This window comes from Alkalihalobacterium elongatum, assembly GCF_019024285.1.
In the GTDB taxonomy this organism is placed as follows: domain Bacteria; phylum Bacillota; class Bacilli; order Bacillales; family Bacillaceae_F; genus Alkalihalobacterium; species Alkalihalobacterium elongatum.
Genome location: NZ_WMKZ01000002.1, coordinates 21,582 through 43,566, shown reverse-complemented (window position 1 = coordinate 43,566; position 21,985 = coordinate 21,582). Strand labels below are relative to the sequence as shown.

Sequence of the window (21,985 nt, the reverse complement as noted above, 5' to 3'; positions counted from 1 at the left end):
GTTTTACCCCTGTTCTATTCTAAAGTTAGGATTTTGTTTTTCGTATTCAAGAAATTCGCCAGAGATTGCTTGAACAAACTCGATGCTAATATTTTTGTCGGCAAGTTTTTTTCGTGCTTCTCTTTCACTATTTGCTTCAACATAATATGACCTTGTGTTTTCCCGAACTGGAACTTGTTCAGGTTTTGGTTGATAAAATACTTTGTAAATCATAATACCTCTCCTTATAACCTTATATTTATTATCATATTATAAATTAAAATGGTTAGATTTTCATGCATTTATTCTTCTTTGCCATTTTAACTCTATTATATTCCTATTTTATGTAAAAAGGGGAGATTTTAAAAATTTCCCCATTGCTTAGTTATACTTATCATTGTGGACTTTGTGCAAGCCTTTTTTTTGGAAGTAATCCACGACAGTGCTTAACTAATTTTCGCTTGATTTTTTTTAGCATGTCCGTCTCCTCCTTTAAGGAAGTGATAAAGTAACCAGTCCTACATTTATTTGTTTTTAGTATGTGGAAATTTACAAAAAAGCTACGAGGTAATTAATGGCTATTTTAGACTTTTTCCTTTTAAATAGGTTCGAAATCCTTCATACTTATACTAGTAGCAACAATCGCTTAGAAAGAGCGTACATAAATAAGTTAAAGGAGCTAAACGATGGGAAGAGAAGAGAAGGTTGTGTTTTTTGATATTGACGGGACGTTATATAACGAAAATAAAACAATTCCAACTTCAACAGTGAAAGCAATTAATGAACTTAAACGAAATGGAGTACATGTAGCGATTGCTACTGGTAGAGCTCCTTTTATGTATAAGGATTTACGTGATCAATTGGGCATTGACACTTATATTAGCTTTAATGGCTCGTATGTTATTTTCAACAATGATATTGTTTTCAAAAGTCCATTAGAGACGGAAAAACTAAAGCGCTTAGAAAAAGATGCTTTGCAAAATGAGCACCCAATGATTTTTCTAGATCATCTCAATCACTATTCTAATTATAAAGAGCACCCTTATATCGAAGAGTGCATTGGAAACCTAAAACTTCATTTACCAGACTACAATCCATCTTTTTATCATACACAAGACGTGTACCAAGCGTTAATATTCTGTAAAGATCAACATGAGGATTTATATACACGCGGACATGAACATTTTGATTATGTTAGGTGGCACCGATATTCGATTGATGTACTTCCAAGTGGAGGATCAAAAGCTAAAGGTATAGAAATTCTTCTGGATCAAATGAATATACCAGTGGAGAACGCATTCGCTTTTGGAGATGGTCTGAATGATATTGAGATGCTATCTTACGTTGGTACAGGTGTTGCAATGGGGAATGGTCATGAAGCTGTAAAAGATGTTGCTAATGTGGTGACAAACCATGTCGATGACGACGGTATACTAATCGGCCTTCAAAAAGTAGGACTTTTAAAATAAAGTGAGTGAAATATTGAATGGAAAAAAAGACGTGACTTCACATTTGTAGTCACGTCTTTTTATTATAGTTTAGGTAATGGTTTTGTATATTTATCTTGGTACCCTTCAATACGGTCGTAGAACATAATTCCATTTAAATGGTCAATTTCATGCTGAAACACGATAGAAACAAGGCCTTTTAATCGCATAGTAACTTCTTTGCCATCAATGGTTGTTCCTTTTACTGTTATTCTTGAATAGCGTGGAACGAGACCAGGTACTTCGCGATCTACTGAAAGGCATCCTTCTCCATTTTCAAGGTGATTAAGTTCAACAGAATGACTAATGATTTTAGGATTAAACATTCCACAGCTTACTAATTCGTCATTTTCATCATAAACATGGACCGCGATCATTCTTTTGCTAATTCCAATTTGTGGTGCAGCTAGACCAATTCCTGGACGTAAACCATAACGTTCCGCAATTTCAGGATCTTGACTATTAATAACAAATTCAAGCATTTTTTGTAAAGTTTCTTTGTCTTCATTTGATGGTGGAAGTTGTACTTCCTTTGCAACTTGTCTTAAGACAGGGTGACCTTCACGTATAACATCTTTCATCGTAATCATTCTTACAACCCCTTTTGATAACTTTTACATATGTACTTTATTAAAACATATTATTTCATACCTATAGTATACCAAAAAAGCTAAGTATGGAAAAAACGGAAGTCTCAATGACTTCCGTTTTTTTGAATCAATGATTAGCAACCGTATTTAGATGCACCTACAATGATTAATAAAATGAAGAGAACGACAATTAAAGCGAAGCCTCTTCCGCGTCCGTGACCATACCCTGGGGCATAAGCACCTGCAACTTGTGGTCCATAACCGTATCCGCAAGGATCATAGCATCCATATCCGTACATTTAAATGACCTCCTTTGAAAAGTACATCGCTAACTTGCGACTCACTAATACACTATGCATTTAATATCATCTTGTTTGGTCATATACCCATTTTTTAGTTATTTTTTTAGTTATTTTCTTAGATTAACTTTGTTTGGTGATTGTAAATTGTGTTACCATTCCTTTTTACAAGCAAAATTATTTCAATGGTTTTAAGTACTATATTTTTTATAAACACAATATACTAACCTATAAAGTACAGGCGTAATTGAAATAAGATATTGTCAATTTGTTTGTTTTCGTATAATGTTTTATTGGATGAATATGTATATTTGGCATAATGGTGAATGGAGGTTTTCAGTTTGAAACTGAAGTATGTTGGCTTAGTCTTAGGAATGGCAATGGTAGTTTTTCTTGCAGCCTGTGGAAACAATCCAGCGGAAGATATGTTTACGCATATGGAAAAGGCGGTTGTTTTAGAAGAAGTTTTTGAGCAACAACAAGAGCCGCTTGTAGCTGCAGAAAAAAAAGAGCATGAAATATATGAACAAATTATTAAATTAGGTATGTCGGAATATGAAGAAATTGTAGAACTTTCTAAACAAGCAATTTCTATTGTTCAAGAGAGAAAACAATTGATGGACAAGGAAAAAATGAGTATTGAAGCGGGATATGAAGAGTTTTTAAAAATTGAACCTGTAATTGAAGAACTAAAAGAGGAAGAATTAAGAGATCAGGCTGTTCAGTTAAAAGAAACGATGACAAAAAGATTTGAAAGTTACCAGGCGTTATACGATGAGTATGATATTGCGCTAAGTTTAGATGAAGAATTATATACAATGTTACAACAAGAAGATTTAACAATTGATGATCTACAGGGAAAAATTGATGAAATTAATGAAGCTTATGAAAAAGTTATGAATGCTAAAGATGTTTTTAATGAGTATACAGAGGCGTACAATGTGGAGAAAAAAGAATTTTACCTCCTTGCTGAATTGGATATTACATTTGAAGAATAGTCGAAAAAGGAAGTGCTTTTTATCAGGCATTTCCTTTTTTTTGCAGTTAAAGGACCCCAAGTCTGCTGAAATATATCAGGGCATATTTTTATAGGTCTGATTAAAGTTTTAAAAATAGAGAACATTAAGCAAAAAGGAGGGAGGATATATAAATTGTTTTTATTAAAAGGTGTATCAATCTGTACTAGTTTATAAATAGTTATTATATAACACAGTTGTCTGGTGTGTATGTGAATAAATTTTAGTTTACCTTTTTAAAAATTGTTGAGCAAAAGGATTGACGAGGGAAAACTTTGTGATGTAGACTTAATCCTGAAAGTAGAATTGTATTAGTGGTTCCTATGAAAAAGTGATACAGTTCGGAAGTTAAATTATATTTTGGTTAAGCTATGAAGACATAGGATATTTAATATATTACATACTTTTATAATTGCGATTGGGTAGACTATGCTCTAATATTTTTTTGATAAAAACAAACTTAACTAAAAGAACAGTATAGTTACTGATCTTAGCGTTGGTGACAGTGTATTGGAATTATGTAAAAATGGGTATCCTAGAAAGTGGGTATTCATGTTACTTTTAGATGTTTTCAACACATTATTTATTTCGGTGCTAAGCATGGTAAGTCCAAATGAAAAAACATGCCAATAGGCTTTTTATTAGAAAGGAAGAGGTGAAGAACTTGAGTACAAAAACAGTAGTAAAACAAATCGAAGATCAGTTTGAGATGTTTCAAATTTTAAATGAAGAAGGTCAGGTTGTTAACGAGGCTGCTATGCCTGAATTATCTGATGAACAGCTTCAAGAAATGATGCGTCGTATGGTTTATACACGTATTTGGGATCAACGTGCGATTTCTTTAAATCGTCAAGGACGCTTAGGGTTTTATGCACCCGTTGCTGGTCAAGAAGCTTCAATGTTAGGTTCTCAATATGCTTTAGATAAGGAAGATTGGATCTTACCTGGATACCGTGATATTCCACAAATGGTATTCCACGGTTTCCCGTTATATAAAGCATTCTTATATTCTCGTGGTCATTATGAAGGTGGAAGAATGCCAGAAGGTGTAAACGTTCTGATGCCACAAATCATTATCGGTGCACAAATTGTACAAACTGCAGGTGTTGCATTAGGCCTAAAGCGTAAAGGTAAAAAGAATGTAGCTATCACCTACACTGGTGACGGCGGAGCTTCTCAAGGTGACTTCTATGAAGGTATGAACTTTGCTGGTGCGTTTGAAGCTCCTGCTATCTTTGTTGTTCAAAACAACCGCTTTGCGATTTCTGTCCCTGTAGAAAAGCAGTCAGCTGCAAAAACAATTGCACAAAAAGCTGTTGCAGCAGGAATTGAAGGAATTCAAGTCGATGGAATGGATATTTTAGCAGTTTATGCAGCCACTTCTCAAGCTCGTGAACGTGCGCTAAATGAGGGAATTCCAACTTTAATTGAAACAATGTGTTACCGCTATGGTCCGCATACGATGGCTGGTGATGACCCGACTCGTTACCGTACAAATGATCTTGATGATGAGTGGGAAAAGAAAGATCCACTAGTTCGCTTCCGTAAATTCCTAGAAGGCAAAGATTTATGGACTGAGGACATGGAAAACGAAATGGTAGATAAAGCAAAAGAAGATATTAAAGAAGCAATTAAACAAGCAGATGCTGCACCTAAACAAAAGGTGACTGATTTAATTGAATTTATGTACGAAGAACTTCCACACAACTTACAAGAACAAATGGAAGAATATAAAGCAAAGGAGTCGAAATAATCCATGGCGCAAATGACGATGATTCAAGCCATTACCGATGCAATGCGTAATGAGCTCAAAAGAGATGAAAATGTTCTCGTATTTGGAGAAGACGTCGGAAAAAACGGTGGAGTATTCCGTGCTACTGATGGATTACAATCGGAATTCGGTGAAGATCGCGTATTCGATACTCCATTAGCTGAGTCAGGTATTGGTGGATTAGCGATCGGTTTAGGTTTAACAGGTTTTCGTCCAGTAATGGAAATTCAATTCTTTGGGTTCGTGTTTGAGGTATTTGACTCTGTAGCAGCTCAAATGGCTCGTATGCGTTATCGTTCTGGTGGAAAGTATCATTCTCCAATTACAGTCCGTTCACCACTCGGTGGAGGTGTAAAAACTCCAGAATTACATGCTGATAACTTAGAAGGATTAGTTGCTCAAACTCCTGGTTTGAAAGTAGTTTATCCTTCAACTCCATATGATGCTAAAGGTTTATTAATTTCTTCGATTCGTGATAATGATCCAGTTATCTTCCTCGAGCACATGAAATTATACCGTTCATTCCGTGGAGAAGTTCCAGAAGAGGAGTATACAATCCCGCTTGGTAAAGCAGATGTAAAACGTGAAGGTAAAGATATTTCAATCATTACATATGGTGCAATGGTTCACTCTTCACTAAAAGCTGCAGAAGAACTTGAAAAAGAAGGTATTGATGCAGAGATTATTGACCTTCGTACTGTTAGTCCACTAGATATTGATACCATCGTTGCTTCAATTGAAAAAACGAATCGTGCCATTGTCGTGCAAGAAGCACAAAAACAAGCAGGTGTTGCTGCAAATGTTATCGCCGAAATTAACGAACGTGCAATCCTTCATTTAGAGGCACCTGTATTGCGTGTAACAGCTCCTGATACGGTATATCCGTTCGCTGCAGCTGAAGATGTTTGGCTTCCTGACTATAAAGATATCGTTGAGAAAGCTAAGCAAGTCGTTAACTTTTAATTAGTCGTACTGGAAAAGAAGTCTCAAAGGTTTCTTTTTCAGTCTTTTTTCACGACTTTTAATGTTGAAAAGGTGTATCACCTATGATGATCTGATAGTAGTGTGATTAAAAATATTAGTCTCAAATTAACTGACAAAAAGGAGGCGCTTTTCGTGGCATTTGAATTCAAACTTCCAGATATCGGTGAAGGTATCCATGAAGGTGAAATAGTAAAATGGTTTGTTAAACCAGGTGACGAAGTAAAAGAAGATGATATTTTACTTGAAGTACAAAACGATAAAGCTGTTGTTGAAATTCCATCCCCTGTTGAAGGTAAAATCCTAGAACTTAAAGTAAGTGAAGGAACGGTTGCAGTTGTAGGTGATGTTCTAATAACGATCGATTATGATGGTGAGGCTCCTCAATCAGCGCATGGTGATCATGAAGAGCAAGCTCCAGCACCTGTAATAGAGGAAGTAAAAGCTGAAGAAGCGAAAGAGGTAGCACCTGTTACTACTGAAACTGAAGTTGATGAAAACCGTCGTGTAATTGCGATGCCTTCTGTACGTAAATATGCTCGTGAAAAAGGAGTTAATATTCGTGCAGTTCAAGGAACAGGAACGAATGGTCGTATCGTAAAAGAAGATATTGATAGCTACTTAGCAGGTGGACAAACTCAAGAACAAGTTGAAAAACAAGTAGAGGCGCCTGTTGCAGATACAACAAAAGCACAGCAAGCACCAAAAACTACTCCTGTTGCTATACCAGAAGGTGCTAATGAAGAGCGAGTTCCGATTAAGGGAATTCGTAAGGCTATCGCTAAAGCAATGGTTAACTCTAAGCATACTGCACCACATGTAACGCATATGGATGAGGTGGATGTAACATCGCTTGTTGCTCATCGTAAGCAATATAAAGAAGCAGCTGCTGAACAAGGTGTTAAATTAACGTACTTACCGTATGTTGTTAAAGCATTAACTTCTGCTTTACGTAAATATCCTGCACTTAATGCATCAATTGACGATGTAAATGAAGAAATTGTTTATAAAAACTACTTCAACATTGGAATTGCTGCTGATACAGAACAAGGTTTAGTTGTACCAGTAGTTAAAGATGCTGATCGTAAATCAATCTATTCAATCGCTGCAGAAATTAGTGAATTAGCTGTTAAAGCTCGTGACGGAAAGTTAAGTGCTAATGAAATGAAAGGTGGAACATGCACGATTTCAAACTTAGGCTCAGCTCGTGGTGCATGGTTTACACCAGTAATTAACCATCCTGAAGTAGCGATTTTAGGGATTGGTCGTATTGAAGATAAAGCGGTAGTTAAGAATGGGGAAATTGTAGCTGCCCCAGTACTTAACCTTTCAATTAGCTATGACCATCGTTTAATTGATGGGGTTACAGCACAAAATGCATTAAACCACGTAAAACGCTTATTAAACGACCCACAATTGTTATTAATGGAGGGATAAACAAATGGTAGTTGGAGATTTCGCAACAGAGGTAGATACTCTCGTCATTGGTTCAGGCCCTGGCGGTTATGTAGCAGCTATTCGTGCTGCACAACTAGGACAGAAAGTAACCATCGTAGAAAAGGGCAACCTTGGTGGAGTTTGTTTAAACGTCGGTTGTATTCCTTCAAAAGCTTTAATTCAAGCTGGTCACCGTTTTCATGATGCTAATTCATCTGAGAATATGGGGATTACAGTTGATAAGGTGAATTTAGACTTTTCAAAAATGCAAGCATGGAAAGCATCCGTTGTAAACAAATTAACGGGTGGCGTTGAAGGACTATTAAAAGGTAATAAAGTTGAGATTATTAAAGGTGAAGCTTACTTTGCGGATAAAGATTCAGTACGTATTATGGATGATAAGCAAGCTCAAACATATAAATTTAAAAATTGTATTATTGCTACAGGATCTCGTCCGATTGAAATCCCTACCTTCAAATTTAGTAAGCGTATTTTAAGTTCAACTGGTGCCCTTAACCTAACAGAACTTCCAAAGAAGTTAATTGTTATTGGTGGAGGTTACATCGGAATTGAACTTGGGGCAGCATATTCTAACCTTGGATCAGAAGTTGTTGTATTAGAAGGTGGAAAACAAATTCTTCCTGGTTTTGAAAAACAGATGAGTCAACTTGTAACACGTCGTATGAAGAAAAATGGTGTGGAACTGTACACTGAAGCTTTAGCACAAGGTGTAGAGGAAACAGAAAATGGAGTCACAGTAACAGCTGAAATCAAAGGTGAAAAGAAGACATTTGAAGCGGATTACGTTTTAGTAACAGTTGGTCGTCGTCCTAACACCGAAGAAATTGGTCTAGAACAAATCGGTGTTGAAATCGATGAGCGTGGATTTATAAAAGTTGATAAACAGTGTAAAACATCTGTTGATGGTATCTATGCGATTGGTGATATTGTACCTGGACCAATGCTTGCTCACAAAGCTTCATATGAAGCGAAAGTAGCAGCTGAAGCAATTGCAGGCCATCCAGCTGAAGTAGATTACTTAGCAATTCCTGCAGTCGTATTTTCTGGACCAGAACTTGCAACTGTCGGTCTAGATGAAAAAGAAGCAAAAGAAAAAGGATATGACGTTGTTGTATCGAAGTTCCCGTTTGCAGCTAATGGTCGAGCGTTATCGCTAGATGAGACTGACGGTTTCATGAAAATGGTAACTCGTAAAGAAGATGGCTTAGTTCTAGGTGTACAAATTGCGGGAGCAAATGCTTCCGATATGATTTCTGAAGCGTGTGTGGCAATTGAAGCAGGTATGACTGCTGAAGATATCGCGTTGACTATTCATGCACATCCATCATTAGGTGAAATTACGATGGAAACTGCAGAAGTTGCACTAGGAATGCCAATTCATATCGTCAAGTAATCAAAATTTTTCTCCCCCTGTATATAAAGAAGAGGCTGAAATAAATTCAGCCTCTTTATTCTTTCTCCAGTTATCAGTGCTTTATATGATGGTAAGATAACTCTTGATCATTTATTTTTAAAGTATTAGTAAGTAAATTGATAATTTCTTCTTTTGAATGATTTCCTTCGATTTTTAACTGAACATCATCGCCACTAAGTACCATTAAAGTTGGGTATGTACTTACGTTAAAGTATCGTATTACATTACGTTCACTGGCGTAGACAATTTGAAACGGGAAGTGTTTCTCTGGGAACAATCGTTGCATTTCTAAAAGTGCATCATAAAAACTCGCTTCTTCTAATATCGAATCCTCATTAGAAAAAAGTACAGTCATATATTCTGTATTGTCAGTAACAAGTGGATTAGTAGTTGCTTCTGATGACCAACACCCTGTAGTAATTAAAAAGGTCGATAAGAGCAAGTAAGATAAATGATATCTCATCCTTTGACCTCACTTCCTATGAAGGATAAAATTAATTGATATTATTTTACCATGCCATTATATGGTTGTACGTGAAGTAACATAAATGTAATGAAATAGAAAAATAATGATAAAAAGACGGTTACATGTTAACCGTCTTTAATCTTCTTTCTTTTTCTTATCCAATTCGTTAACTTTCTTCTTTAATGCAGCAATTTCTTCTTTAAGCTTTAATTTTTCCTCACGCAATCTTAATTTCTCATCCTTCATACGTAACTTATCTTGGTATAGTATAGGTTTTTCTTGGCGCAATGACTTCATTAATGAAATGATCATAAAGATCATAATAATGGCAAACGGAAGTGCTGCTATAATAGATGCCGTTTGTAACGCTCCTAATCCACCAGAAGCTAATAATACTGCTGCGGCTGCAGATTGCACTAGACCCCATATCAATTTCACGGAATTAGCTGGGTTTAAATTTCCGTTTGTTGTTTGCATACCTAGGACAAAAGTCGCAGAGTCTGCAGATGTTATGAAAAAAGAGCATATTAATAAAATTGCAATTGCAGACATGATTAGGCCAAGGGGAAATTGCTCCAATACCGCAAATAAAGCTAATTCCATACCCTGGTCTTCAATGACATCCATGATCCCAATATTACTATGTAGGTCTAGTGAAAGGGCAGTACCTCCAAAGACAGAAAACCATAGTGCTCCAAACAGTGTAGGTACAACCAATACACCAGTAACGAATTCACGAATTGTACGCCCTTTAGAAACTCTAGCAATGAAGGTCCCCACAAAAGGAGCCCAAGCGATCCACCAGGCCCAGTAAAAGATGGTCCATCCTTGTACCCAATTCGTTTCTGGATTATAGGGGTCAATACGGAAACTCATTCCCGCTAAGTTTTGAAGATAACTACCTAATGTTTGCGTGAAAACACCCATAATAAAGGTGGTCGGTCCTACAAATAATAAAAATAATAATAGGCCAATTGCGAGATAAATATTTGTTTTACTTAATATACGTATTCCTTTATTGAGTCCTGTTAGCGAAGATAACATGTAAAGGATTGTAATAACGACAACGATAATTAGTTGTGTAACAATGTTATTGTTAACACCAGGAATAATCTGTGATACACCACCAGAAATTTGTAATGTCCCAAAACCAAGTGATGTTGCCACACCAAAAATAGTTGCAAATACTACTATTACGTTAATTATAGTTCCAATCGATCCGTTTACTCGGTCTCCAAGAAGTGGTTTAAATGCAGCACTAATAACACCAGGAGCATCTTTTCTAAATTGAAAATAGGCAAGAATTAGAGCAACAATTGCATAAATTGCCCATGGGTGTAATCCCCAGTGAAAAAATGCGTAACGCATTGCTTGGCTAGCTGCTTGATATGAATCGAGGTATGGGTTAGGTGGATAATAAAAATGGTACATTGGTTCCGCTACACCCCAAAATACAAGCCCAATTCCCATACCAGCCGTAAATAAAAAAGCAAACCATGTTAAATAATTGTATTCTGGACGATCTTCAGGCTTACCTAATCGTATTCTCCCATAGGGACTAAAAATAAGATAAATAGAAAAAATTAAAAAACCAGTAGATGCTAATAAGTAAAACCAACCAAACTTTTCAGTGATAAAGCTCTGAATTGCTGCTGTAGTACTATCTAAGTGGTTTGGAGCAAGGGTTCCCCATAAAATAAACGCAATGGCTATACATAATGATATAGAAAACACTGGTGTTAACTTCCTCAAAATATCAACCCCTTTCTATCAGACATGAAGTTTAAAAATAAAATTGCAGGAAAATATGTTTGTGTTTTGCTAATTCTTTTAGTATTAATCGTACTGTACTTTACTAGGGAACACATAGCTTGGATAAGTTTGTTCAGTTAAAGAGTATTGTCTTTCTTTTTCAGTAACTTCAGCTAAATCAATTGTTAACTGCTGGATAATTGAAAGCTCATAAAACACGCGTTGAACAAAATGAAGTTCGTCATTGTTATTGGGTTCAATATACTGTAAGTTTTCCTTAATTTTGCTAATCCATTCATAATGCCTTTCGTGCATTTGGTGTAATGGATCTTTATAAATCTCAGCAAGGGCCGCGATCGACTTTTTTATTAGATCCCATTCAAATTCTGAGAAATGACTTCTTTTTATCTGTTGATATGTCAGGTTTCCGATCCTTAAATTAATTTGTTCTATAAAATGGAGCTTTTTAATTAAATATTGAAAAGAGCGGAATTCATTTTCTTCAAAATTACGGTATTTCCATTCATCGGTCTGAAACTGCGTCAACTTATATATTTTTTCTATCTGTTGGGAAAGTGGTCGATACGTTACAGAAGGGTGTTCCTCTGTAGAGTTATCAATTAGTAACGTTAATTTATTTGCTGCTTCTGCATAAAGTGTCTCAATTTGTTGGACAACTATAGGCCCGAACTTTGGCGGTAGGATTACATAGTTTACACAGGTTGAAACGATAATTCCAATTGAGGTACCAGATAACCTAAGAATAAAGTCATGTAACATACTATCTGTTGTACCTGGTATCATTGCAACTGCTGTCAAAGTGGCAACAAGTGTACCGGTATCTAGCTTTAAGCGAGCACATGCAATAATAGTTAGCATTGCTACTAATGAATAAGTTAAAGCTGATTGACCAAGAAAAAATTCTATTAATACAGCAAAAAGAGCGCCTATTGCGGCGGCTGGCAAGCGAACTAATCCTTTTTTTAATGAATCTGCTGCAGTTGGTTCAGTAGTTACAATTGCTGTAATAATTGCAAAAACAACAGGGAGATCAAGCAGTTTACAGATAAATGCTGTTACAAACACTGCGAGACCAGTCTTTATTACTCGTCGTCCAACCCATTTTGTATTTTTCATAAAACCACCTTCTTAGTTGACTATCCATCAATAGTATTGGATTGCTATTTATTTGCTATACAAAGAAAAGCTGTATTTAAAATAAAAATTTGCTAATATATTCTCTAAAAGAGGATGTCTGCAGCTGTGTTTGAAATTTAATTTTAAGGTTGGTGTATGTATGAAATGGTTGATTGTTTTGCTATTGAGCTTTGTTATTGTAAGTGCTGGATGTAATTATGAGAGTAATGAAAAAGAAAGTGCCACTACTAATGAGGAAGTTACAGAGGATGCTTTTGAGGAAAAGGAGGCATTAGAGAACTATGAAGCCCTTGAAGGGGAAGATGAATTAGAACTGGAAAATAAGATGGACGATGAATTAACGGAACAAGAAGTAAGTGAAGATATAGAGAAGGTAGTACAACCGAAGTACGAATTGAACGAAGCAAATTTTCTTGTTCAACCTATAAAGGAAGGAGTAAATGAAAAAGTTGTCCTGCTAACAATTGATGACGCTCCTGATCAATACGGTGCAGAGATGGCTCGAATTCTGTATGACATAGAAGCAAATGCTATCTTCTTTGTAAATGGGATATTTATTAACAAGGCTAATGGACAGGAACAACTTAAGGAAATACATGAGTTAGGATTTGAAATTGGTAACCATACGATGAGTCATAAAAATTTAAGTGAACTTTCAGAAGAAGAGCAGAGAAAAGAGATAGTTGATCTTAATGACCTCATCGAAGAAATCACTGGAGAACGCCCACGATTTTTTAGAGCCCCATACGGAGTCAATACAGATATCTCTAAGCAAGTAGTCAAAGAGGAAGGAATGCAATGGATGAATTGGACGTATGGGTATGATTATTTTCAACAGTATACGAATGCTGAAGCATTAGCAGATATTATGGTAAATGCTCCAGAACTTATGAATGGTGCTAATTTATTAATGCATGACCGTAAATGGACAATGGAAGCGTTAAAAGATATTGTAGTAGGCCTTAGAGAGAAAGGATATGAGATTGTTGATCCAAAGGAAATCCAATAGATTAGAATAAATTATTTAAAAAGCGTCAAAGCTGATATATAGCTTTGACGCTTTTTATTGTTTAGCTACTGTTCTTAAACAGTGCTAATTGAAGTTTGTAAAAAAATGTCGAAAAGGTAAAATTATAAATTAATTTGAGTGATTAGAGAGTAGAGATGATGATGAATAAAAGAATTTTATATACTTTTTATACTTTGCTATTTTTCATTCTAGCTTTTACAGGTTGTCAATCTGGTCATAAAGAGCTTGGAGAGATGCCTCAAAAGAAAATTGAAAAAGAATCTCATGTCGTCCAATTACCAATGGAACTTACAAATAATGAAACGAGATTTTCTGTAGAGGATCTAGTAACAGAAATGAATGGTACCTTTGAATATGATCCATTACATCGTACTTTACATTTAACGATTGATCAGGATCATTTTTACTTAATAGATGGGGTGCCAGTTTTAGAGAGAAACGGTGAGTATCTTGCAAGCGATGATATTTATTTAATCATTGATGATGAAGACCAGCCGTTTTTACCTGCATCATTTCTAGAAGTAGGACTTGAAATGAATACGACCTATTCTAAAGACGCTATTTCATTTGAATGGTTTGGTCCAGTTGAAAAAGTAGGGGGTCCACCAGATCAATTTAATTTTGAGACTTGGGATACAGATCAAATGATTGAATATTTATCGTTTCTAAATAAACCAATAAAAGGGGCGCAAGTTAGTACAATTCCTAGTCATTTACCAGGTGCGAAGCGATTATACCGTAATGGCTATCATGAAGGGTTAGATTGGTATGACTTTGCATCTGGAGGAGATATTAGCTTTGATACCCCTATTTATGGGATGGCAAAAGGAACAGTGGTTCGTGCAGACCATAATTACGAAGAGTATCCGTCTCCAGAAGTTAGAAATTTAGACTTGAAGTTTACATCTAGTGTAGGAGAAACTCCTGAATACATTTTCGATAAGTTAAGAGGTAAACAAATTTGGGTTCAGTATCCAAAGGGGGTTATGGTTCGGTTTGCTCATTTATCTGAAATCCCTGAAGGTATTCACGTAGGGCAAGAAATTGATGAAAATACAATAATAGGATACGTAGGTAACTCTGGCACTAGTGGAGCCGTCAATCAAGATCGAACAGAGTTACATCTACATCAAGATCTTTTAATATACGGTGAACTGTTTTGGAAACCTTTCGATCAAGATCAAGTTCTAACAGTATTGAAACGTATATTTAAAGAGTAGAAGAAACAAGCACAGGCATTATACCTGTGCTTATCTTTTATAAAAGTACATAATTCTTCCGTTGAACAAATGCACTTCGGCTTGTAATTTCTTCCCTAAAAATTTACAGAATTCATTTGCTTTACCTTTATCGCCGTGTGTTGCACCCTCTGGTAGAATAACATGTATGTATGTTTGCGAAGTTTCATTACCATCATTGTCTTCAATGATCTCTTTACCTACACCAAAAACGATATATTTATATCTTGTTGATGTTCCATTACTTTTCAAATAGATCCAGCTACCATCACTATCCGGTAAATCGGTCACTACATAAGGGAATGCAGCTTCTCCATAACCCCAATCTAATTGATTTCCCGTCTTAGTGGTGATTACTTGATAATAATTGAAAATATCCTTCAATTCTTCGATGGTCATCTCTTGCTGAGTCGACTTTTTCACTAGCTTTATGTATGCGTGGTCGGACATAGACATCTACTCCCAACTATAAAACGTTTTCATTTCCATCTATTATCTTAGCATTAGTCTTTCAAGCTGACAACATAATAAAAATAGGATAAATGACCGAAGGTATTAAGAATCATGAAATTGAATTATAAAGAATATAATAATGATGAACAAATTTATAGTTTTTTTTCATAAATTTGGAATACTAATATTAGATAAATGAACTGAAGTAAAAATGGGGGAAGAAATATGGATAAGTCAGCATTCTTAGATGAGCTAAGGCTTGAGGTGGGGCTTGTTTCTGATCATGCAAATTCACAACATGAATTCTTTAATGGAATTATCCAAGTATTTGGAAAGTACATAAAGCATGGATTTAGTGCTGGATTGTATAAATCACAAGTAGATTTTTTTAAATTGATAGCGTGTGCTGGTGACGGAGCATATGATGCGATGGAGCTTTTTGGTGAAGGCCATTTAAGTTTATGTGCTATAAGAGGACGTATTTCAATTCTAGATCTAGAATATTCTAGTCGTATATTGGCACCCTTTTATGAAGGTCACCATTTAATTGGTATTATCGTATTTGACTTACCAAAGGTTGAATACGAGGTAACCGAAGAAGATTTAATCTTTGTTCGTGAGATATGTAGGCACATTGAGCTGAATCAAAACCAGTACAGTAATTAACTAAAGTTGAATATTCATAATATTTTCACAATTTAGTACTATAGTTGGTTGCTTAATCATGAAAAACTAGTTATAATAATATCAGAATATTATAAAAGTTATTTTGTAACTTAATTTAAGGACATAGCAATACAACAAAAAGACGTCTCCTTTTTGTTTATTGTTGTCAATATATGAATTAATTTTGGAGGTGGACTAAATGAATTTGTTTGAGCGTTTATACGACGAGCAAGAAAATGTGAAGGTGCAATTTATTGGGTTTACTACTGACGATGTTCGTTATGATTTTGGCATTGTCTATACAAACATGTTCTTTGGTAAACCTCTTGTGGTCTGCATGCAAACAGGCCGTTCTGCACTCCTATGTGCTGACGATGTAAGAAATGTAGATCATATTCAAAAAGTATTTCATATTCGATCATCTAAAGAGGCAGAGGATCTCGCAACATTCTTCGAAAAGACATTGCCGACAATGCCACTAGAGCCGCAATATTAATAAATGAAACATACTAAATTAATATAATAGGTTCACTAAGAGGCTGATATTAACAATATATCAGCCTCTTAGTTATTAATCTGAACCCCAAAAAGTGTATGTAACGCTATATATTATAATTTTTAATAAAAAAAGAATTAAATGTGTTATACGATTTGCTGTTGACAATATTAATGTGACATATTATTATAATTACATAGACATCAGAAAACGTTTTCAATAAAAACAATAATTTGTTAAGGGAGATGGAATTTGTGGGGATCATCGTATGTCAAACTTGCAACTCAACCATTGAACATTTCGAAGGCGAGAAAGTGACAACTTTGTATGCAAAGTGTACTGGTTGTGAAAAGTGTAAAGAAAAAATTAATAAACTAAAATAAATCATAATTAATAATTGGGACTTCTAGATGGAGTCTCTTTTTCTTTGTTTTGTAAGAAAAACAATGTAGATGGAAACTATTCTAGACAATAATAAAAAACAAAAAACCCAAATAAACGTTGTTTGGGTTTTTTGAGGTGATTAAAAATATACTATTTAATGATGTCTAGATTTAGTTTAGCGGTTAACTAGGTGCTTCCGCTTTTCTGATGTTATTGAATTGGGCGTCTTTCTTTAATTACGCGAATTTTCTTAAATGTAGCATCTTCTGGACCTTGAACTGGTAATCCTGCGTATAAATTCTCTTGAATGTAATTAATATTCTCTTCAGTAATAACTTCTCCAGGAATGAGAATAGGGATACCAGGTGGATACACCATAACGAATTCAGCAATAATTCTGCCTGCAGAGTAATCAAATGAAATGACCTCTGTTTCCGAATAAAAGGCATCACGAGGTGATAAAGCAAGTGTTGGACTATTAGGTACATAAACGGAGGCCGTTTCTCGTGCTTCAATCTTATCTTGATGTAATTCTGATAGTTCTTGTAAAGCATTAATTAAAGCCTTTGTTTCTCTTTCAGAATCTCCAAAAGTGATAATGCAAAGGATATTGTATAAATCTGAAAGTTCAACTTCAATATTGTGTTTTTCACGTAGCCAAACTTCTACTTCGTAACCTGTAATACCAAGATCTTTAATGGAAATAATCAATTTTGTTGGGTCATAATCATAGGCAGCTTTAGAGCCTAATATTTCTTTTCCAACACAATATAACCCAGGGATCAAATTGATCTCATCTCTTGTTTTGTTTGCTAGCTGAATAGAATTTTCGATCATTTGTTTACCAACTGTAGCCAATTGCTTTCGGGCAACATCCAGGGAAGACAGTAATAAATATGACGTTGATGTTGTCGTAAGCATACTAATAATCGCCTGAACTCTCTTAGGAGATACAAGTCCTTCTTTTACATTAAGTACAGAGCTTTGTGTCATTGAGCCACCTAATTTATGAACGCTTGTGGCTGCCATGTCTGCTCCAGCTTGCATTGCCGATAATGGTAGTTCATCATGAAAATGAATATGAACACCGTGTGCTTCATCCACCAATACAGGTATGTTGGCGTTGTGAGCGATGTCAACAATCTCTTTCAAGTTTGCTGATACCCCAAAGTAAGTTGGGTTAATAACGAGTAATCCTTTAGCATCTGGATGTTGCTCAATAGCTTTTTCGACAGATTGGGTGGTAATCCCATGAGATATCCCTAAATTTTTATCGATTTCAGGATGAATGAAAATTGGGTTAGCACCTGAAAAAATAATAGCAGACATGATCGATTTATGAACATTTCTTGGAACGATTATTTTATCGCCAGGTCCACAAACACTCATAATCATTGTCATGATCGCACCACTTGTACCTTGAACAGAAAAGAAAGTATAATCTGCACCAAACGCTTCTGCAGCTAGTTCTTGTGCCTCCTTAATAATTCCATGCGGATGATGAAGGTCATCTAGTGGTCCTATATTAATTAAGTCTATGGATAAGGCATTTTCACCTATAAACTCTCTAAATTCAGGATCGATTCCATTTCCTTTCTTATGACCAGGAATATGAAATTGAATAGGGTCTTTTTTTGCATGATTTTTTACGCCAGTATACAGCGGAGTTAAACGTTGTTGCGACAACCGATTCACCTCTTCTATCTTCTAATTGCAAGTTGTCACCTTGCACATAAAACAAGATTGAGTATATCAAAAATTAACTGAAAATCAATGAAAATTTTTACTTTCATCGACAGAAGTATTCCCTTTAGTTTGTAGGGTTTTCTTAAATACTTGTCGAAATAAATAATAGAGCGCTTTCACTAACCATTTCGGTCTTAAAATTTAGCTACTTTTATAGTTTGGTTAATGAAAGAAATGATATACAAAAGTAAGGAGGAATATCATGAATTGGGAAACGCGTGTTACAAAAATGTTAAATATTCAATACCCTATTATCCAAGGTGGATTAGCCTATTTAGCTTATTCAGATTTGGCAGCAGCTGTTTCGAATGCTGGTGGTTTGGGACAAATAACTGCAATGTCTCTAGGTTCACCCGAAGAGTTAAGAAAGGAAATTCAGGCCGTAAAGTTAAAGACAGATCGGCCATTTGGGGTAAACTATGCTATTGGGCAACATGGTAGACCGTTCGAACATATGTTAGAAGTGGCTATAGAAGAAGAAGTTCCAGTTATAACGATGACTGGTGGTAATCCTGCTCCAATCTTTGATATGCTTAGTGGGGTTGATACAAAGAAACTGGTCCTTGTTGCTGCAAGAAGACAAGCTGAAAAGGCAGAAGAATTAGGTGCTGATGCAGTTATGGTTGTTGGACAAGAGGGTGGTGGCCACCTTGGTAGAGCCGATACGGGTACAATGGTATTAATACCACAAGTCGTGGAAGCTGTTTCAATCCCAGTTATCGCTTCTGGTGGAATTGGAGATGGTAAAGGTTTAATGGCAGCTCTTGCTTTAGGTGCTGAAGGAATAGAGATGGGTACTCGTTTTATAGCAACAAAAGAATGCATTCATGCACATGAAGCTTATAAGCAAAAATTAGTTGAGGCAAGCGAAGATGACACAGTGGTGATTAAGCGCTCAATCGGTGCTCCAGCTCGTGCAATTAAAAATGAATGGACTCAAAAGATACTTCAAGTTGAGGAAAAGAATCCGACTTATGATGCGTTAAAAGATTTAATTAGCGGAGAAGCTAATATGAAGTATATTTATGACGGAAATGAATCTCAAGGCTTTGGGTGGGCTGGTCAAGTAATGGGTAGAATAAAGGATGTCCCATCTGTACAGGAACTTTTTAATCGTATGATTAAAGAAGGAGAGGACATTCGAACAATTTGGAGTAAATAACCTTAAAAAGGTGGAATAAAAGTAATGAATATGCCAATTTCCTTAGATTGGAGTAAAGAAGAGGTAATAGATGTAATGGCTTTTTTTCAAGCTGTTGAAGACGCTTATAGTGGTGGGGTAGAGCGTGCTAAATTATTATCTTTATATCGTCGCTTTAAGGAAGTTGTTCCTTCTAAGAGTGAAGAGAAACAATTATTTAAGCAATATGATCAAGAAGCTGGAGTTTCATGCTATCATACGCTAAAAAAAGCGCGTGAGGATGAGCAGGCTCAAAAGATAAGGATGTAAATAAAGAAAAAGGGAAAACGCTTATGCGCTTTCCCTTTTTTTAGGTATGAATTGGACTAGTTAATCGATATAATGGGGCTAGAGTTGTAAATGTTTCATCGATTTCCTTTAATAAACCTTGTCCATCTGAAACAATAGGGTCATTTCGGTCAATATGTATACCACATAAGATTTCTGCTTTTTTTACATCGCGAAGTCGTTCGAATAATGCCTGTAAATCAACTGCCTCATGAGATGTAGCTTCAGGTTTTGTATGGTCTCCAGACCATACAAAGTGAGCAGGTATTTGTTGTTTAATCGTATTCATTTGCGATAATAATTGCTCTGCAAATTGTTGCTTAATTGGACATTCATAAATTAAAGCAAACCATACAAATAGATGGGTTTCGAATAAGCCAATCTGAAAATGAGGAAGCATTTTATAACCTCTGTTACTGTTGGCGATCGCTACCCAAGTATCTTTTGGTGGGTTAACTTTCCTTCTAGCATGCTTGGCTACATGGTAGTGCATCTCATCGCCAACTAATGACGATAAAGTTGGGGCGAAGTGATGTCCCAATTGTTCCAGCTTAGGACGAATTTTATTTTTAAGTTCATCCATACGGGGCTCTAATCCTTCGATTGTAAAAACATTAAAATCTTCTTGGGTAAATCCCTTAAATGACATTAAATCACCTTCAAACTTATTTTTTCATTAGTTTACCATAAATATTAAATAGGTTGTGCCATTTTACCGTTTACTAACATATGATATAATAACAAAACAATAATCTGAATATTCGGTTAAATGATTTTGGACACGGTTTGAAAAAATTATAGAAATTTAAGGGGTGTGAGTTTCTATGGAACAAGTCATTCAAGCCTTCAAGAGAAGAGATGCCGAATTAAGAATCCCAGTCCTACGTCTAGAAATTGATTATGAATTAGCAACTCTTCACGATGCTATGTTAGCAGAAGATTTAGAGACAATGAACAGATGTAAAAGTAAATTAAAAAGACTTAGTCAAGAATTACTTTTGTTAGAAGCATAAATAAATAATAAACTTGAAAGTGCAGATCTAAATCTGCACTTTTTTACTTTCATGAGCATTTTTTTAGACAATAAACAGCTCCGGTTAAACCAGATTTGGTTAGAGTAAATAAGTAAAGAAACCATTTAACCCTAAAAACTTTTCGTAGTTAGGCACTTTCTTTAAATATTATATTTTTGTCTTACACCCAATTATTGTATTCTTAATTTTAGGAATTTGTTCAAGATTTTTGACTTTTCTTGAAATGTGTATTTATGTCATAATATATCATAACAAAAAAAGCTTACTTGCGTTACTCAAACAGGGGGTCTATATATAGATGGAACAATTCGATTGGCTCAAAATAAAGCAGATGGCTATTATATGGGTAAAAGAAGCAAGTAATCAATTAAAAGCTTCCTTATTAGAAACCATACAAGTTGAAACAAAATCAAGTCCTGATGACCTTGTTACAGAAATGGATAGAAAAATTGAGCAGTATTTTCTACAAAAAATTCAAACTCACTTTCCATCCCATGCTTTCCTAGGTGAAGAGGGCATGAGTGATGAGGGATACTTTAACAACGATACGATCTGGATTATAGATCCGATTGACGGGACGACAAACTTTGTTCATCAGCAGTATAATTTTGCTATAAGTGTTGCCGTTTATCATAAAGGCGAAGGTAAAGTTGGGTTAATTTATGATGTAATGAATGATGAACTGTATCATGCTGTTGCAGGTGAAGGAGCATATAAGAATGAAGAACGTCTAGAAAAGTTAACTTCTGTTGATGTCAATAAAGCAATTCTTGGTCTCAATGCCAGGTGGCTATTAAATCATACGAGAAGGTATCAACCCTTCCTTATAAATATAGTCAAAAATGTTCGAGGGATTCGTTCGTACGGCTCTGCTGCACTAGAGATGGCCTACGTTGCATCGGGGCGATTAGATGGATACATTAGTTTAAAATTATCTCCATGGGATTTTGCCGCTGCCTTAGTTTTACTTAATGAGGTGGGAGGACGTTATTCCACTTTTTATGGAGAACCGTTAGCTATTCTAAAATCAAGTTCAGTATTTGTAGGAAAACCTCAGTTTCATGAGGCAATTATTAGAGAGTTTGTACATAGGAGTTGA

Annotated in this window: 23 protein-coding genes and 2 pseudogenes; 16 read left to right on the top strand and 9 right to left on the bottom strand. The window is 35.4% G+C overall.

What is annotated here, in order from left to right:
* Window positions 1-3: 3 nt before the first annotated feature.
* Entirely contained in the window at window positions 4-213 is a 210-nt protein-coding gene (locus GKP30_RS04100) for a DNA-dependent RNA polymerase subunit epsilon (protein WP_216828142.1), read from the bottom strand.
* Window positions 214-665: 452 nt separating this feature from the next.
* Here GKP30_RS04100 and GKP30_RS04095 point away from each other — a divergent pair, with 452 nt between their 5' ends.
* Window positions 666-1,448, top strand: coding sequence for a Cof-type HAD-IIB family hydrolase (locus GKP30_RS04095; protein WP_216828141.1), 783 nt, complete (start codon window positions 666-668; stop codon window positions 1,446-1,448).
* Window positions 1,449-1,510: 62 nt separating this feature from the next.
* On the opposite strand, the gene def is transcribed toward GKP30_RS04095, so the two are convergent.
* Both def and GKP30_RS04085 read right to left on the bottom strand, forming a co-directional pair.
* Window positions 1,511-2,056, bottom strand: coding sequence for a peptide deformylase (gene def / locus GKP30_RS04090; RefSeq protein WP_216828140.1), 546 nt, complete (start codon window positions 2,054-2,056; stop codon window positions 1,511-1,513).
* A 134-nt stretch (window positions 2,057-2,190) separates the two neighbouring features.
* On the bottom strand, window positions 2,191-2,355 hold the full coding sequence (locus GKP30_RS04085) for a YjcZ family sporulation protein (protein ID WP_216828139.1): 165 nt from the start codon (window positions 2,353-2,355) through the stop codon (window positions 2,191-2,193).
* Window positions 2,356-2,696: 341 nt separating this feature from the next.
* On the opposite strand from GKP30_RS04085, the gene GKP30_RS04080 reads away from it, so the two are divergent.
* From GKP30_RS04080 to lpdA, 6 genes and pseudogenes are all read left to right on the top strand, one after another.
* Window positions 2,697-3,353, top strand: a complete 657-nt coding sequence (locus tag GKP30_RS04080; RefSeq protein WP_216828138.1) for a YkyA family protein — start codon at window positions 2,697-2,699, stop codon at window positions 3,351-3,353.
* Window positions 3,354-4,080: 727 nt separating this feature from the next.
* Complete coding sequence (gene pdhA, locus GKP30_RS04075; RefSeq protein ID WP_236034913.1) at window positions 4,081-5,124, top strand: pyruvate dehydrogenase (acetyl-transferring) E1 component subunit alpha; 1,044 nt, start codon at window positions 4,081-4,083, stop codon at window positions 5,122-5,124.
* A 3-nt stretch (window positions 5,125-5,127) separates the two neighbouring features.
* The gene (locus GKP30_RS04070) at window positions 5,128-6,105 is read left to right on the top strand and encodes an alpha-ketoacid dehydrogenase subunit beta (protein WP_216828136.1); all 978 of its coding nucleotides are present in this window, start codon (window positions 5,128-5,130) and stop codon (window positions 6,103-6,105) included.
* A 153-nt stretch (window positions 6,106-6,258) separates the two neighbouring features.
* Window positions 6,259-6,748 (top strand): annotated as a pseudogene (locus GKP30_RS23985) (biotin/lipoyl-containing protein); the annotation flags it as partial.
* Window positions 6,733-7,560 (top strand): dihydrolipoamide acetyltransferase family protein, encoded by an 828-nt coding sequence (locus GKP30_RS23980; protein ID WP_407928584.1) that lies wholly within the window; start codon window positions 6,733-6,735, stop codon window positions 7,558-7,560. The pseudogene GKP30_RS23985 and the gene GKP30_RS23980, both read left to right, overlap by 16 nt.
* Before the next feature lie 4 nt (window positions 7,561-7,564).
* A complete protein-coding gene (gene lpdA / locus GKP30_RS04060; protein WP_216828134.1) occupies window positions 7,565-8,974 on the top strand; it encodes a dihydrolipoyl dehydrogenase in 1,410 nt (469 codons plus the stop codon).
* A 73-nt stretch (window positions 8,975-9,047) separates the two neighbouring features.
* Here the strand turns inward: lpdA and GKP30_RS04055 are convergent, their stop codons facing one another.
* The 3 genes from GKP30_RS04055 to GKP30_RS04045 form a co-directional block, all read right to left on the bottom strand.
* The gene (locus tag GKP30_RS04055) at window positions 9,048-9,458 is read right to left on the bottom strand and encodes a hypothetical protein (protein ID WP_216828133.1); all 411 of its coding nucleotides are present in this window, start codon (window positions 9,456-9,458) and stop codon (window positions 9,048-9,050) included.
* A gap of 138 nt (window positions 9,459-9,596) precedes the next feature.
* Window positions 9,597-11,213 (bottom strand): glycine betaine uptake BCCT transporter, encoded by a 1,617-nt coding sequence (locus GKP30_RS04050; protein ID WP_216828132.1) that lies wholly within the window; start codon window positions 11,211-11,213, stop codon window positions 9,597-9,599.
* 84 nt (window positions 11,214-11,297) lie between these two features.
* Window positions 11,298-12,350: an FUSC family protein gene (locus GKP30_RS04045; protein ID WP_216828131.1), complete on the bottom strand. Its 1,053-nt coding sequence runs from the start codon at window positions 12,348-12,350 to the stop codon at window positions 11,298-11,300.
* Window positions 12,351-12,510: 160 nt separating this feature from the next.
* Between GKP30_RS04045 and GKP30_RS04040 the strand changes: the two genes are divergently transcribed.
* Both GKP30_RS04040 and GKP30_RS04035 read left to right on the top strand, forming a co-directional pair.
* A complete protein-coding gene (locus tag GKP30_RS04040) occupies window positions 12,511-13,380 on the top strand; it encodes a polysaccharide deacetylase family protein (RefSeq protein ID WP_216828130.1) in 870 nt (289 codons plus the stop codon).
* A gap of 158 nt (window positions 13,381-13,538) precedes the next feature.
* Complete coding sequence (locus GKP30_RS04035; protein WP_236034891.1) at window positions 13,539-14,621, top strand: M23 family metallopeptidase; 1,083 nt, start codon at window positions 13,539-13,541, stop codon at window positions 14,619-14,621.
* A gap of 30 nt (window positions 14,622-14,651) precedes the next feature.
* Here GKP30_RS04035 and GKP30_RS04030 read toward each other — a convergent pair whose 3' ends face one another.
* Window positions 14,652-15,089, bottom strand: coding sequence for a DUF1885 family protein (locus tag GKP30_RS04030; RefSeq protein WP_216828128.1), 438 nt, complete (start codon window positions 15,087-15,089; stop codon window positions 14,652-14,654).
* A 228-nt stretch (window positions 15,090-15,317) separates the two neighbouring features.
* Here GKP30_RS04030 and GKP30_RS04025 point away from each other — a divergent pair, with 228 nt between their 5' ends.
* From GKP30_RS04025 to GKP30_RS04015, 3 genes are all read left to right on the top strand, one after another.
* Window positions 15,318-15,758 carry a hypothetical protein gene (locus tag GKP30_RS04025; RefSeq protein ID WP_216828127.1) on the top strand — a complete coding sequence of 147 codons (441 nt, stop codon included), beginning with the start codon at window positions 15,318-15,320 and terminating at the stop codon, window positions 15,756-15,758.
* Between the two features lie 199 nt (window positions 15,759-15,957).
* Entirely contained in the window at window positions 15,958-16,254 is a 297-nt protein-coding gene (locus GKP30_RS04020; protein ID WP_216828126.1) for a DUF3055 domain-containing protein, read from the top strand.
* 245 nt (window positions 16,255-16,499) lie between these two features.
* Complete coding sequence (locus GKP30_RS04015; protein ID WP_236034890.1) at window positions 16,500-16,637, top strand: GapA-binding peptide SR1P; 138 nt, start codon at window positions 16,500-16,502, stop codon at window positions 16,635-16,637.
* 211 nt (window positions 16,638-16,848) lie between these two features.
* On the opposite strand, the gene GKP30_RS04010 is transcribed toward GKP30_RS04015, so the two are convergent.
* Complete coding sequence (locus GKP30_RS04010) at window positions 16,849-18,324, bottom strand: aminotransferase class I/II-fold pyridoxal phosphate-dependent enzyme (RefSeq protein WP_236034889.1); 1,476 nt, start codon at window positions 18,322-18,324, stop codon at window positions 16,849-16,851.
* Between the two features lie 256 nt (window positions 18,325-18,580).
* Here GKP30_RS04010 and GKP30_RS04005 point away from each other — a divergent pair.
* Together GKP30_RS04005 and GKP30_RS04000 are read left to right on the top strand one after the other, a co-directional pair.
* Window positions 18,581-19,546: pseudogene (locus GKP30_RS04005) on the top strand (NAD(P)H-dependent flavin oxidoreductase); the annotation flags it as partial.
* Window positions 19,547-19,570: 24 nt separating this feature from the next.
* The gene (locus tag GKP30_RS04000; RefSeq protein WP_216828122.1) at window positions 19,571-19,834 is read left to right on the top strand and encodes a UPF0223 family protein; all 264 of its coding nucleotides are present in this window, start codon (window positions 19,571-19,573) and stop codon (window positions 19,832-19,834) included.
* A 40-nt stretch (window positions 19,835-19,874) separates the two neighbouring features.
* Here GKP30_RS04000 and GKP30_RS03995 read toward each other — a convergent pair whose 3' ends face one another.
* The gene (locus GKP30_RS03995) at window positions 19,875-20,501 is read right to left on the bottom strand and encodes a YktB family protein (RefSeq protein WP_216828121.1); all 627 of its coding nucleotides are present in this window, start codon (window positions 20,499-20,501) and stop codon (window positions 19,875-19,877) included.
* A gap of 175 nt (window positions 20,502-20,676) precedes the next feature.
* Between GKP30_RS03995 and GKP30_RS03990 the strand changes: the two genes are divergently transcribed.
* Together GKP30_RS03990 and GKP30_RS03985 are read left to right on the top strand one after the other, a co-directional pair.
* Window positions 20,677-20,865, top strand: a complete 189-nt coding sequence (locus GKP30_RS03990; RefSeq protein ID WP_216828120.1) for a hypothetical protein — start codon at window positions 20,677-20,679, stop codon at window positions 20,863-20,865.
* A 319-nt stretch (window positions 20,866-21,184) separates the two neighbouring features.
* Window positions 21,185-21,985, top strand: coding sequence for an inositol monophosphatase family protein (locus GKP30_RS03985; RefSeq protein WP_216828119.1), 801 nt, complete (start codon window positions 21,185-21,187; stop codon window positions 21,983-21,985).